The 13,121-nt window shown below is 44.1% G+C and carries 10 protein-coding genes; 7 read left to right on the forward strand and 3 right to left on the reverse strand.

Translation table 11 applies throughout. The features are described 5' to 3' along the window. The first annotated feature begins 7 nt into the window (after nucleotides 1–7). The 5 genes from AC1DCV_RS27220 (at nucleotide 8) to AC1DCV_RS27240 (ending at nucleotide 6,740) form a co-directional block, all read left to right on the forward strand. Complete coding sequence (locus tag AC1DCV_RS27220; protein ID WP_477026141.1) at nucleotides 8–1,618, forward strand: LamG-like jellyroll fold domain-containing protein; 1,611 nt, start codon at nucleotides 8–10, stop codon at nucleotides 1,616–1,618. 19 nt (nucleotides 1,619–1,637) lie between these two features. Next, nucleotides 1,638–2,615, forward strand: coding sequence for a metallophosphoesterase family protein (locus AC1DCV_RS27225; RefSeq protein ID WP_477026142.1), 978 nt, complete (start codon nucleotides 1,638–1,640; stop codon nucleotides 2,613–2,615). Between the two features lie 23 nt (nucleotides 2,616–2,638). Continuing rightward, the gene (locus AC1DCV_RS27230; protein ID WP_477026143.1) at nucleotides 2,639–3,514 is read left to right on the forward strand and encodes an endonuclease/exonuclease/phosphatase family protein; all 876 of its coding nucleotides are present in this window, start codon (nucleotides 2,639–2,641) and stop codon (nucleotides 3,512–3,514) included. A gap of 165 nt (nucleotides 3,515–3,679) precedes the next feature. Further along, nucleotides 3,680–6,142 carry an ABC transporter permease gene (locus AC1DCV_RS27235; RefSeq protein WP_477026144.1) on the forward strand — a complete coding sequence of 821 codons (2,463 nt, stop codon included), beginning with the start codon at nucleotides 3,680–3,682 and terminating at the stop codon, nucleotides 6,140–6,142. A 124-nt stretch (nucleotides 6,143–6,266) separates the two neighbouring features. Next, a complete protein-coding gene (locus AC1DCV_RS27240; protein ID WP_477026145.1) occupies nucleotides 6,267–6,740 on the forward strand; it encodes a CYTH domain-containing protein in 474 nt (157 codons plus the stop codon). 46 nt (nucleotides 6,741–6,786) lie between these two features. Here the strand turns inward: AC1DCV_RS27240 and AC1DCV_RS27245 are convergent, their stop codons facing one another. Then, nucleotides 6,787–8,217 carry an amino acid permease gene (locus AC1DCV_RS27245; RefSeq protein ID WP_477026146.1) on the reverse strand — a complete coding sequence of 477 codons (1,431 nt, stop codon included), beginning with the start codon at nucleotides 8,215–8,217 and terminating at the stop codon, nucleotides 6,787–6,789. A 190-nt stretch (nucleotides 8,218–8,407) separates the two neighbouring features. Between AC1DCV_RS27245 and AC1DCV_RS27250 the strand changes: the two genes are divergently transcribed. Further along, nucleotides 8,408–9,325, forward strand: coding sequence for a hypothetical protein (locus tag AC1DCV_RS27250; protein ID WP_477026147.1), 918 nt, complete (start codon nucleotides 8,408–8,410; stop codon nucleotides 9,323–9,325). A 594-nt stretch (nucleotides 9,326–9,919) separates the two neighbouring features. On the opposite strand, the gene AC1DCV_RS27255 is transcribed toward AC1DCV_RS27250, so the two are convergent. Together AC1DCV_RS27255 and AC1DCV_RS27260 are read right to left on the reverse strand one after the other, a co-directional pair. Beyond that, entirely contained in the window at nucleotides 9,920–11,125 is a 1,206-nt protein-coding gene (locus AC1DCV_RS27255; protein WP_477026148.1) for an FAD-dependent oxidoreductase, read from the reverse strand. 108 nt (nucleotides 11,126–11,233) lie between these two features. Further along, the gene (locus AC1DCV_RS27260) at nucleotides 11,234–12,013 is read right to left on the reverse strand and encodes an NADPH-dependent F420 reductase (RefSeq protein WP_477026282.1); all 780 of its coding nucleotides are present in this window, start codon (nucleotides 12,011–12,013) and stop codon (nucleotides 11,234–11,236) included. A 129-nt stretch (nucleotides 12,014–12,142) separates the two neighbouring features. Between AC1DCV_RS27260 and AC1DCV_RS27265 the strand changes: the two genes are divergently transcribed. Further along, nucleotides 12,143–13,051, forward strand: a complete 909-nt coding sequence (locus AC1DCV_RS27265) for a helix-turn-helix domain-containing protein (RefSeq protein ID WP_477026149.1) — start codon at nucleotides 12,143–12,145, stop codon at nucleotides 13,049–13,051. The last annotated feature ends 70 nt before the right edge of the window (nucleotides 13,052–13,121 follow it).

A 13,121-nucleotide genomic window follows, 5' to 3' on the forward strand; every position in this document is an offset into this window, starting at 1 on the left:
ATATTGTATGAAAAATAGAAAAGTGTGGTTATTACTGATAATGGCCGCGATATGTAGGAATACTGTTGTAGCACAGTCGCCGGTATATGCCCTGGATTTTGACAAGAACAATTTTAAAGAAGTGATCACACCGGCAGCAGAAGCGGTATATACCGTTGATATGCAGCAGCCGCAGTTTTCAGCCGGATTAAGTGGATATGCGCTGGATCTTTCTGCGAATGCCATTTTAAGACGACCTGTAAAATTGGATAAAGCAGCACTGCCTTCCTTTAATGAAAAAAGTTCCTTCTCTGTTCAGATCTGGGTAAAAACATTGCCCGGTGCATTAATGGGGACTCCACTCATGGGAAATAAAAAGTCGGGCGACTTTAATACCGCCGGCTGGCAGATCTATTCACAGGAAAACGGTGCCTGGGCATTCATCTTACAGGATGGTAAAAACCGCTATGATTATAAACCTACTGCCCAACGACAAAAAATTAATGATGGGAAGTGGCACCAGATTGCCTTTACCGTAAACCGCACAAAGCGGGAGGTATGGATGTACCTGGATGGCGAAAATGTGGCGATTTATAATACGCCGGGTGCCGGCAGTTTTGAAAGTGAACAGGCCACTGTTGTAGGTGGATCAGATGAAAAATGGGAATATGGTTCCAACGCCCAGTGGGATGCTTTTAATGGATTTATTGATGACGTAAAAATATGGAATCAGGTCATCACGCCGGAAGCGGTACACCAGTTGTATGTAAATTATTTCCCGGAACCCGCTGGCAATAAACCATTGGAGCCCAAACAACTAAAAGTGTTATCCTGGAATATATGGCATGGCGGCCATCGATACGGGCAGTATGTAGGACTGCAGCGGCTCATAGAAACGATCAAATCTACCAATGCAGATATGGTAGGGTTAATAGAAACATATGGATCAGGAGAAGTGATTGCAGATTCGCTGGGATATTATTTCTATCTCATCAGTTCCAATCTCTCTATCATGAGCAGGTTTCCGATTACTACTACTATTATTGCAGACAAGCCATCCAACTTTGGTGGTGTAAAGTTGAAAATAAGCCCGGATAGGGAACTCTTATTTTTTGATACCTGGCTGCACTACCTCCCTGATTATGGAGATAGTGTGGTAAACAAGCATAAGGCTGCTGCGGCTTTAATCGAAGATGAATCAGCTACCAGGCAGGCAGAGATGACCAGCATTCTTGCGCTGATTCAACCGCTGCTTAAAAATACTGCACAGGTGCCTGTTGTCATGTCCGGCGATTTTAATATCGGATCGCACCTGGACTGGACGCCGGCTACCAGCGCTATTCATTATAACCTCGCGGTTGAATGGCCGGAAAGTAAAGCCATGATGAATGCGGGATTCACAGACAGCTACCGGCAACTCCACATTGATCCGCTGCTTGATCCGGGATTAACCTGGTCACCAAGGGCCGCCACTTCTTCCACGAAGTACGGCATGAGAGACCGGATTGATTTTATTTACTATAAAGGAGGCAGCCTGCAACCAATCATATCCCGTGTTATCGATTATCATCCGGTTATGTTCCCATCAGATCATGCGGCCGTGATGACAGTTTTTGACTATACGAAAGATGAAAAATAACCAGGCTTAAAATTAAATAATGATGGACAGAAAAGAATTTCTGGCAAAAGCCAGTCTCGCAAGCGGCACTTTTGTATTTGCGCGTTTCCCGGAAGTATCAGCCAACAAGGCAAAGATCCGGTTTGGGGTGATTGCTGACCTGCATCATGATATTATGCATGATGCTCCCCAGCGTTTATCTGCTTTTATTGAAGAGATGAATACCAAAGCACCTGATTTCATTATTCAGATGGGAGACCTTTGTGTTCCTAAAAAAGAAAATGCCCCGCTGATGGATATCTGGAACCGCTTTAAAGGTCCCCGTTATCACGTAATAGGTAATCACGACACCGATGGCGGATTCACCCGTGAACAGGTCGTGGAATTCTGGAAAGCACCCGCGAAATATTATTCTTTTGATGCCAACGGTTTCCATTTTATTGTACTGGATGGTAACGAGCATAACGAAAGTAAGTCCCGTCCTCCCGGCTATGCACGATTTATTTCCCCGGTGCAGTTAGCATGGCTGAAAAAAGACCTGGATAATACCAGTCTGCCAACAATCGTATGTTGCCACCAGGGATTGGACAATGATGCCGGCGGACTTGAAAACGGCACGCTATTGCGTTATACGCTGGAAACAGCTAACAAAAAGGCCGGCAAACAAAAAGTAATCCTTGTGTTGAGCGGACATCATCACCAGGATTATTACAATTGTATCAATGATATTCACTACGTACAGATTAACAGTGCTTCCTATCAATGGTTAGGTGATGATCACCAGGAAATGCGTTACTCCGCAGAGGTAGATAAAGCGCATCCCAACATAAAATATACGGTGCCTTATAAAGATCCTATCTGGGCCATGATTGAAATATACACCAAAGGAACAATTACCATTCAGGGCAGGAAAACAGTTTTTGTAGGATCGTCTCCCGAAAAGCTGGGGGTAAATATGGATGAATACATTTATCCCATCGTTCCTTTTATTTCTGACCGGAAATTAGGAAAATCATAATTTCAGTACTTAATTTTTGACCATTGAAATACATCGCACGCTTACTGACGTTTAGTACATTATTCTTTTTGCACACTTCTTTTAAACCTGCGAAGCCAGCACGTTTTACCGTGATCACCTATAATGTGTGGAACGGATTTGAAAGTGAAACACCGCGGAGAAATAGTTTTGTTGCCTGGGCTAAACAGCAGCAGGCAGATGTGATCGCCTTCCAGGAGTTGAATAATTTTACTCAGACTTCCTTTGCGGAACTGGCTAAAAGCTGGGGACATCCCTACGCGGTGATTGTGAAGGAGAGTGGATACCCGGTGGGTATTTCTTCCCGCTATCCTATTACCAATGTATATAAACAAATAGAAGGCATGCATCATGGATGTCTGTATGCGGAGATAAAAGGGATCAGTTTTTTTGTGGTGCATTTTTCTCCTTTCAGCAGTGCTAAAAGACTGGAAGAAGCCAAGGGGATTTTACAGACTTTGCAGACTAAAAATAAGTTATCCGAAAAGGTGATTGTGCTCGGCGATTTCAATGCTTTTTCTCCTGTTGATAGTTTATTCTACACCACTTCCGGTGTGCGCGACAGCATGTACGCTGCAGAAACCAAAAACAGTGTGTTGCGGAATTTAAATGTACAGCATGAAATAGACTATGCCGTGGTTCGTTCGTTTCTGCATCATGGTTTTTATGATAGCTTTTCTTTATTGCATCAGCCTTTTGATGCGAGCTATCCTACTAAAGTCTTTCCGGGAACTACTGTCAGTGATCAGATTAAAATTGACCAGGTATTATTATCGGCTAAAATGAAAGCCAGTTTTAAGAGTGCACGCATCATTAAAGATGCGGTAACAGATACCTTGTCCGATCACTATCCGATCATGGAAACTTTTAAAGCCCAATAAGTGAATAGACACGGGTGGTGCTCCCGCCACCCGTGTCCGTTTATGAACACGCCCCTGTCATAACCGGACATTTTTCCTGGAAAATAAAATTCTAACTCCAACATTATCAGCGCTCTTGTGATTGGCATATTTTTGATCTTTAGCAGCTAACCTCACCTTGCTGTTATGTTCAGAAACTATATCAAAATCGCCTGGAGAAATTTGCTCCGGAACCGCGTATATGCCATTATTAATATTGCAGGTCTTGCACTGGGGATTAGTGCCTGTCTGGTGATATTTCTCAGCGTACACTTTGAGTTAGGCTATGATAACTTTCATCCGGGTAAAGAAAATATCTATCGGGTGGTAGCAGAGCTGGGATCTATGGAAAAAGGGTTTCATAAAATGGCTTCAGTGCCGGATCCTGCTCCTGACGCATTAGCCGGTCAGTTTTCCGGTGTTGAGTCGCTGGCAGGCATACATCCTATCCGGGTTAAAGCGGCTGTTAAAGGTGAGAATGGAGAAATCAAAAAGTTTGAAGCACCTCAGCGTGGCGAAGGAAAGCCCGATGTAGTGATTACTTATCCAGAATACTTCCGGATATTTCCATATACCTGGCTGGCCGGCAAACCAGCCACGGCATTCCGGGAGCCATCTACCGTAGTATTGACTGCCGGTAAAGCTGCTAAATACTTTGGCGAGTTGTCCCCCGATCAGTATATCGGGAGAACGGTGAACTATAATGATTCTATACCGCTCACGGTGAGTGGTATTGTGGCGGATTTGCCGCAGAACAGTGACCTGATATTTTCAGATTTCATTTCTTACGCTACTGCTAAAAATACGCCGTTAAAAAATATGTTCGGTTTCGACCAATGGGGCATGTTTGGCGGTACACAGCTATTTGTGAAATTGAATGCGGGTACTGACACTGCGCAGGTAAACAAGCAGCTGGCGACCTTTGGGAAGGAACATATACAAACCGGGCCCGGAGGAAGTAAGTTGCTCCGCTTACAACCCTTATCCGATATTCATTTTAATACTGATTATAAAGATGATTTTACCAGGCAGGTGCATTTGCCTACCTTGTATGGTTTGATGGGCATAGCGGCCTTTATATTGATCATAGCAGCCATCAATTTTATTAATCTTGCTACCGCGCAATCTGTGGCAAGATCCAAAGAAGTAGGTATCCGGAAAGTGCTGGGGAGTAATCGTCGTAGCCTGGTATTCTATTTCCTGACAGAAACATTTATCCTGACGGCCATCGCGGTGATTTTCTCGTTGTTTGCCGTGAAACCCTTGCTGACATTATTCAGTGCTTTCATGCCCAACGGGGTTGCGCTGCATTTGTTCAGCTGGCCCACCATCGTATTCTTATTGCTGATTACCCTGGTTACCACCTTGCTATCTGGTTTGTATCCTGCAAAGGTGTTGTCATCTTTCCATCCAGCATTAAGCCTGAAAGGTGCCGCCGGACAGAAAGGCAACCAAAAGGGATCGCTGCGCGTAGGTCTGGTGGTATTTCAGTTTACCGTTTCCCTGGTATTTATTATCGGGTCACTGGTGATGAATAACCAGATGCGCTATATGTTAAACAAAGATCTGGGCTTTAAGAAAGACGAGATTATTACCATCCCTACAAACGATAGTTATCCCAAGACACAGCCCGGTGTGCTGGCGGAAAAAATAAGTGCGCTGCCGCAGGTGACTATGGTTAGCTTAAGTGAGGGAACACCTGTAGCTCAGGGGCATTGGGGTACCAATCTTAAATCGATGAGTAAAGACAATGCAGAGGTGGATTGTCAGTTGGAACTGGCAGACGATAAATTTGTACCGCTTTACCAGTTGAAATTGCTGGCGGGCAGAAATTTGTATACTTCGGATACTATCCGGGAAGTACTCATCAATGAAACCTGTGCCAGGGCATTGGGATTTCAGCGTCCGGAAGATGCCATCGGTAAATTGGTGAAATCCGGCATCAGTGATAAACCCTATGATAAGATTATACCAATTGTAGGCGTATTAGCGGATTTTCACGTGCTGTCGTTGCATGATCCGATCAAACCTACCTTCCTTGTTTCGTCCACGCAGATCTGCCGATCTTTAAATATAAAATTGTCCCTGGCAGGTACCACGCCGGATCAGCTGAAACAAACATTGTCTGGTATTGAAAAAGCATTTGCCAGCGTATATCCCAACGAGAAATTTGACTATCGTTTCTTCGATGATACGATCAGCAAATTTTATGAAAAAGAAAGGCAGATGGAAGGGCTGATGAATACTGCTATGGCCATTGCCATTATTATTTCCTGTCTGGGTTTATTCGGACTGGCTGCATTTACTGCCCGTCAGCGTACCAAAGAAATCGGCATCCGGAAAGTAATGGGCGCCAGCGTAAGCAATATAGCCGCTTTACTGAGCAAAGATTTTCTCCGGTATGTTTTCATCGCTGCCGTGCTGGCATCCCCTATTGCCTGGTATTGCATGCATAAATGGTTGCAGGGATTTGCTTACAGCGCCCCCATTTCCTGGTGGATATTTGTGCTGGCAGGGATGATGGCGATGTTGATTGCATTGGTGACAGTAAGTTTTCAATCTATAAAGGCCGCGCTGGTGAACCCGGTAGAGAGCCTGAAGGCGGAGTAAATTAACTGAATTATAAAACGGAGAAAGCCTTTCAATATACCGGGATATGTTGAAAGGCTTTCTCTCTTACATGATCAGGTAAGACCTGTGAAAACAGGAAGAGATTTGTTTATATCTTTATATCATGGGAAAAGAAATAGAAAGAAAATATCTGCTGGATCATGAAAAATGGCAGCAGGTAGAGAAGCCGGCCGGAGAGCTTTACCGGCAGGGATATCTGCTCACTGATCCTCAAAAAACCATTCGTGTAAGGGTTACACCTACCAAGGGTTTTATCACCATAAAAGGTATTACCGTAGGCGCCACAAGATCAGAGTATGAGTATGAAATCCCATTGTCCGAAGCCGGTGAATTATTAGATAATTTCGCCGCCGCAGTATTATCGAAGATCAGGTATAAGATAACATACAAGGATAAAATATGGGAAGTGGATGAATTCCTGGAAGATAATGCCGGATTGATAGTAGCGGAAATTGAATTGGAAAGTGAAGAAGAGGCATTTGAAATACCTGAATGGGTAGGGGAGGAAGTGACTGGAGAGAAGAAATATTATAATGCCAATTTAACGATTACACCGTATAAAGATTGGCCGCAATAGTTTGATAGCGGGTAGTCCACAGCGAAGTGTGGGCTACCCATTAATCTTATTGTGCCTTCTTTCTTTTTACCAGCAAAAAACACAAGTACAAAAATACTACCCACACCGGGATCAGCGCCACTGGCACTATCATGCCTGTAATCCACATCAGTACGAGTATCCCCACCAGGAATACCAGACATATGTAATTTGACACCGGGTATAAAAAAGAAGGAAATTTCGTTTTTATCTGTGCCGCCTTTTTACTGTTTTTGAATTTAAAATGCACGACTGTTATCATCAGCCAGTTGATAATCAAACACGATACCACCAGCGACATCAATATCTCCAGCGCTTTCTCCGGTATCAGTTTATTTACCACAATACAAATTGCCGCAAACAATCCGGATACCAGAATCGCTTTTACCGGCACATGGTTTTTGTTCAGCTTTGATAAGAATGCCGGCGCATTTCCCTGGTCGGCCAAACCATACAGCATCCTGCTGTTACTATATACACAACTGTTGTAAACAGAAAGCGCAGCTGTCAGCACAATCAGGTTCAATACATTCGCAATCAGGCTGGTGAAATAAATTGTTTTGCCCAAAAGTGTGAACTGAAATCCCTTTAAGCTTTCAAAAACCATTACAAAAGGACTGGTTGCAGTGGTAATACTTCTCCAGGGAGATAACGCAAATAGTATGATGAGGGCCCCTACATAAAAAATCAGGATCCGGTATATTACCTGGTTGGTGGCTTTCGGTATGGTTTTCTCCGGCTGGTCTGCCTCTGCGGCCGTAATCCCAATGAGCTCCAGTCCTCCGAAAGAAAACATGATCATGGCAATGGCCGCAAATAAACCCTGGAAGCCGCCTTTCCCATCGCTGTTCAGCAAGCCTTTGGGGAAAAATCCGCCATCGTTCCAGAGGTTTTGTATACTGGCTTGTGTGCCGGCACTGCCGCTGACCAGCAAATAAGTACCAAAAACAATCATCGCAATAATGGCAACGACTTTTACTATAGAAAACCAGAATTCTGCTTCTCCATACACTTTAACAGAACTGAGATTGAGTGCATTAATAGCAATGAAGAAGAACAGACTGGAACACCACAAAGGAATCTCCGGCCACCAGAAATGAACATACATGCCAATCGCTGTCAGCTCAGACATGGCCACCAGGATATACAATACCCAGTAATTCCACCCGGAGGCAAAGCCGGCGAAGGTGCCCCAGTATTTATAGGCAAAATGACTAAAACTGCCGGATACCGGCTCTTCTACCACCATTTCGCCCAGCTGCCGCATAATAAAAAAAGCGATGACGCCTGCAAATGCATAGCCTAAAATAACAGATGGACCGGCCAATACTGCCGCCGGACCTATTCCCAGGAATAAGCCGGTGCCTATGGCCCCGCCAAGGGCTATCAGCTGGATATGCCTGTTTTGTAAGCCTCTCTTCAGCTTTTGTTCTTCCGTTTTTTCGATAGTTGCTTTCAATGTTTAATGCGCTGGATAAGCTTGCAATTTGAGTTAATTTCAGCAAAAATATAAACATATATTTGTTTGGGTTATCTGACAGTCCCATAAAATCCGCATATGTAGCCCGGCTTCAATAGCCTGGAGTTGCGGTTGCACCTAAATATTCGTATATTTTCAGCCATATAACCCAACGCTGTTGAAAAACCCGATGCAAACCATTMTTACTGTATTCAGCCAGATTATATTTTCTGTGATTACCCGCCTGCTGCTGGGCGTGTGGCTGCTTTTTACCGATCCTGTGTCAGTTACATTCCGCTACCTGCTCATCGTTATATTTTGTATCCCTTTATTGAGGTATGTACTGCATAAAGCCACCGGTACTACTATGGAAAATGCCTTATCTGGTAGTTTCCCGAAAGGAAATACGGCGCGGGTAATACTCTGCGGAGCGATGTTTATCGTGTACATTTTTACAGTACCCCACATATTTTCTGTGTATACTTCCTCCTTCCCGGCCTTTTTACTGGCCCTTGTACTACCGGTTGCGCTGGCGTTCCTGCTGATCAGTGAAATCATCAAAGGAGGCAATACCATCAATAATGAGCAGTCGTTAATGCTCACGATGGCCTTTTATATACTTCCCTTCCTGGCGGGTATTAACTTTGCATTTGATTTTTCCCGTCCTGAGACGAAGCAATATTATGTGACGGGCAGAGAAGAATATACGGCAGGTGGTACCTCTGCTCCGGATGAAGGGCCGTCCACTTTTTATTATTTGTACCTGCTACCCATGGATAGTGTGAAGGGACCTCTTCACTGGATAGAAGTGAGCGACTCGCAGAATAAAAACATACTGCTGTTCAATGGAAGCGGAGCGGCTACCATCGACTGTATTCGTTATATAGTAGTGAACACGCAAAGAAGATTAAATAGTGTACGGTCGGTCACACCAGGTGTGCCCAATAGTGTAGCCGCTTCTTATCACTGGCAGGTATTCCGCACCAACGGCAAGGTGGTCAGGACTGGAATTAAGTATGGGTTATATCAACGTTATGTACCCGGCAACTACCTGAATATCGATGAATATCGCGGTCTGCTGGGGTTTCCGTGGCGCAATTACCGTTGAATGCTGCAGGAATGCCTGAGGGGGCAGCTATTGGTTACGTGAAAGAAGGAATAGACATGATGTGTCATTAATGTATAAAATGAAAGGGCTTACCGGAAGGTAGGCCCTTTGTGTTGTTGAGGGATGCAGGAAAAAACCTAATATTGTGATCAGTTTTTTATCCCTGGTATTATTTCAATCAATATTTTTACTTTCATGTCAGATACCTATTCCCGGCCGTCAAAAGCCACTTCACTAATGAGCATCCACCTTAGGGCATTCTACACTATATTACTGATATGCGCCGTTGGAGTATTCGTAGTAAACCAACTAATCTTGTTTTTTCTACAACCTTATATACAAGATGTCTATCTGAAAGTAACAAGTACTGGTTATAAAGGAAGCATAGAGATGTCTGATATTTCCTATCTGATGATCACCTTACAGTTAAGATACTATATTGCCTTAACTGTAGCTGCTTTTTTAGTGCTATTATTTTTACTAATAAAAGGGAAATATTATAAAGAATGTTTTCTTTCATATCTAGCGTTAATTGTTATGCTTTTACTCTTAATTAAATCCGGCCTGTTGGAGGTATTGTAGAACGACATTTCATTACTCCCAATCAATCTTATATCTATACACCCAGTCAATCCCTTTAATCCCAAACAGCTTAAGAAAAATACTCATCATCGTATTCCGTATCCTCGCCTGGAACGGACTCACTTCCTGCTTGCCAACACCGCGTTTCCTTCCTTCTGCCACAATTTTTTCAACACGGCCTTTGCGATCGCCTTCAAATTGAGTAAATACTTTAACATAATCGTCCTTTCCATCCCGGAGTAGTTTAGCGAGGTACATGGCGTCTTCCAACGCCATGGATGCACCTTGCCCCGCGTTGGGACTAACGGCATGCGCAGCATCGCCGATGAGTAATACGCGGCCTTTGTGCCAGGTAGGCAGGGATTGTATATCGCTGATGTTTTGTCTTAATGGACGCTCAGTATGCGTAATCAATGCGGCGGCAGGGCCATGGAAATCTTTGTAGATGGCGAGCATTTCCTGTTGCAGTTTATCCATGGAAGTATCTCTCAGTGCGGCCTCACTCATGGGTTGGTTCGCATGCAGATTAGACCACCACATGGCATGGCCCTGATCTACTGCACAATAACCGAAAAAGCCTTTGGCGCCGAAGGTATAGTTCAGACTGCTCAGGTCCTGTTGTGTGAGTTCAGGCACCTTTTCCAGTTTTACGAAACCACCTACACCCACTACGCCCACAAAGGACGGTTCCGGGCCCTGTGGCAAAATATGCCTGCGTGTTATAGAACGAATGCCATCTGCACCAATCAGGATATCCCCGCTATCGCTGTCACCGTCTTCGAAGTTAGCCTTTACGCCGATGCTATATTCATTGATGGAGAGTAGACGCTTATTGTATTTTATCTCAATACCTGATTTGTTGATTTCATTGGTCAACACCTCATATAAAGTAGCGCGTGACATGCTCACGCCAGGCTGACCATATTTGTTGATATCTCCATAAGGAATGCGTGCCAGCACTTTCCCGTTTTCACTTCTGAAGCAATGCTCCAGTGTGATAGCTCCACGGGCAGCCAGTTCGTCTGCCAGGCCCAGTGCCGCCAGTACATTCATGCCGTTAGGGGCAATGTTTAATCCACTACCAGCCTCCCCTTTGTAAGCGTATGCTTCGTAGATGGTGCAGGTAATGCCTGCCTTTTTCAGAAATAATGCCAGCGCAAGGCCGGCTACACCGCCACCAATAATAAGTACATGCAGCGATTTGGTATTGTTGATCATAGCAAGGAGTTTATGATGCAAAGCTATCAGTACCCATGTGCTACAACAACAGGAGGAAGGTGAGTAGAGGGGGATTTGTCGGTGAATGAAATGATTTTAGCGGCGAATTTATTGCTGCAGACTTTTCAGGTAAGCCGGATAGTCTGTCCTCATGAGTACTTCATCGGTAGTCCGTTTTGCGAGGATCATATGCAGCATATCGGATGATGATGTTTCCATCGCATCCAGCCTTCTTTTTAATTCTTCCAGCGGTAAGTCCCTGCAATAAATAGAGGAGCCAGGCTGCTGCTTCCATGATTGCGCAATATCACCCACGTCAAAAGGATCAAAACCCAATGCATCTACCAGGGCAAATACTACTTCCTTTGCGGTAGTACTATCACCTGAAACCGCTAAGGCGATGCGGTGCTTGTCACCTTTGGGTTTGGCCAGATCTGTCAGGCTTTCCACCACAATGGAGTTAAATACTTTTACCACCGGAATGCCTAATAGCTCCTGCACCCATAAGCTATCTATACCATGCTGCTCAAGTGCAGGTATAGCACCATCGCGGAGACTTGGGTAGTAATTCCCTGTGTCAATGACCACTACATCATCTGCAAGCTGTTTAAACAGGTTGGGAGGCAGATCCGCTACAGCTTTTTGCGGAATGGTCACAATGATTACCTGCTTGTTTTTAGTTGCTTCTTCTACTGTGACGGCTTCTGCTCCAAGCTCCTCCGCCAGCTGTTTTAAGGATGCCGGCCCCCGGGAGTTAGCGATCGAAACGGTATGTCCCAGTTTCACCAGTTTTGATGCCAGACAGCTGCCTATAGCGCCTGCGCCGATAATGCCTATGTTCATAACTTTGTTTTTTTCATTTCCTTTTTTCGGAAGTCGGTTTGATATGTAACTTTAAGGTTACTCAAATATATAAGTAACTTTTGAGTTACGCAAATGTTTTTCGGTATCTGTCAGACGTAGGGGTAAAGACAGGATAGGGTGTCTTATCCTATACATCAAAGCACAATGCCATCTATGAGTAACGGGAGCAAGAAAATCAACATCGTTAAGGCTATTGATTTTGAACGTCAATATATGTCGGCAGTACCGCCTGCGTTTAAATCATCCCGAATCCCTATTCAAATTTATGATATACAGGAAACGGCTCGTTTTATTCAAATACCGACGCCTCTTCACCGACCAGACTATAACTTTATTGTTCACCTGACTAACGGGCATGCAAAGCAGCAGGTAGATGCAGCAATAAAGTCTATCAGTAAGCACGACATCCTGTTGGTAAAGCAGGGGAACATGACGGCTCTAAAAGAGGTAAGTGAAGATGCCGCAGGCCATATTATCATATTTGAAGATAGTATCCTCCACCATCTTTTATCGAAGGAGAAATCCATCCACCTTTTTTCGGCAGATGCTGTAATCAGATTATCAGCCGCCACCAGTCAATGGCTGACACCACTCTTCGGACTACTGTCAAATGAAATGTATAGCGAAAAGCCAGACCTCGACATTAGTTACTCCTTGTTTCAGGCGGCGTTAATAAAAATTATTGCTGCAAATAAAACGCATCATCAAACCATCAACCGGAGCAGTGAAGTAGCATTTACTTTTAAGGAATTAGTGTATAAATATCATATTGAACATAAATCCGTTTCCTTTTATGTAGATAAACTGTCGGTGTCTGTCAATTACTTAAATCGCTGTATCCAGCAAACAATGGGTACTGCGCCTAAAGAATGGATCAATAAAGTCAGTATCTCCCAGAGCCAGCTGTTGTTGCAAGACTTTACCAGGTGTATTTCCTCCGTAGCATTTGAATTGAACTACGATGATCCCAGCTATTTTGGCCGTCTTTTTAAAAAAGTAACCAGGTTAACACCTTCTGAATACAGAGCTTCACTCATGCAAAATTCGTCCGGGGAAAAGTAGATTCTGTTCTAGAAAGAAGGCCTGCTTTCATGCCACCTTTGTGATATCAAATACAATTCAAAAGGAAAAC

This window comes from Chitinophaga sp. 10T418 (assembly GCF_056394125.1).

Excerpts from the sequence above, each read along its gene's own strand:
- AC1DCV_RS27225 (WP_477026142.1), top strand. The coding sequence starts at position 1,638 with ATGATGGACAGAAAAGAATTTCTGGCAAAAGCCAGTCTCGCAAGCGGC.
- AC1DCV_RS27265 (WP_477026149.1), top strand. The coding sequence starts at position 12,143 with ATGAGTAACGGGAGCAAGAAAATCAACATCGTTAAGGCTATTGATTTT.
- AC1DCV_RS27255 (WP_477026148.1), bottom strand. The coding sequence starts at position 11,125 with ATGATCAACAATACCAAATCGCTGCATGTACTTATTATTGGTGGCGGT.
- AC1DCV_RS27240 (WP_477026145.1), top strand. The coding sequence starts at position 6,267 with ATGGGAAAAGAAATAGAAAGAAAATATCTGCTGGATCATGAAAAATGG.
- AC1DCV_RS27235 (WP_477026144.1), top strand. The coding sequence starts at position 3,680 with ATGTTCAGAAACTATATCAAAATCGCCTGGAGAAATTTGCTCCGGAAC.
- AC1DCV_RS27220 (WP_477026141.1), top strand. The coding sequence starts at position 8 with ATGAAAAATAGAAAAGTGTGGTTATTACTGATAATGGCCGCGATATGT.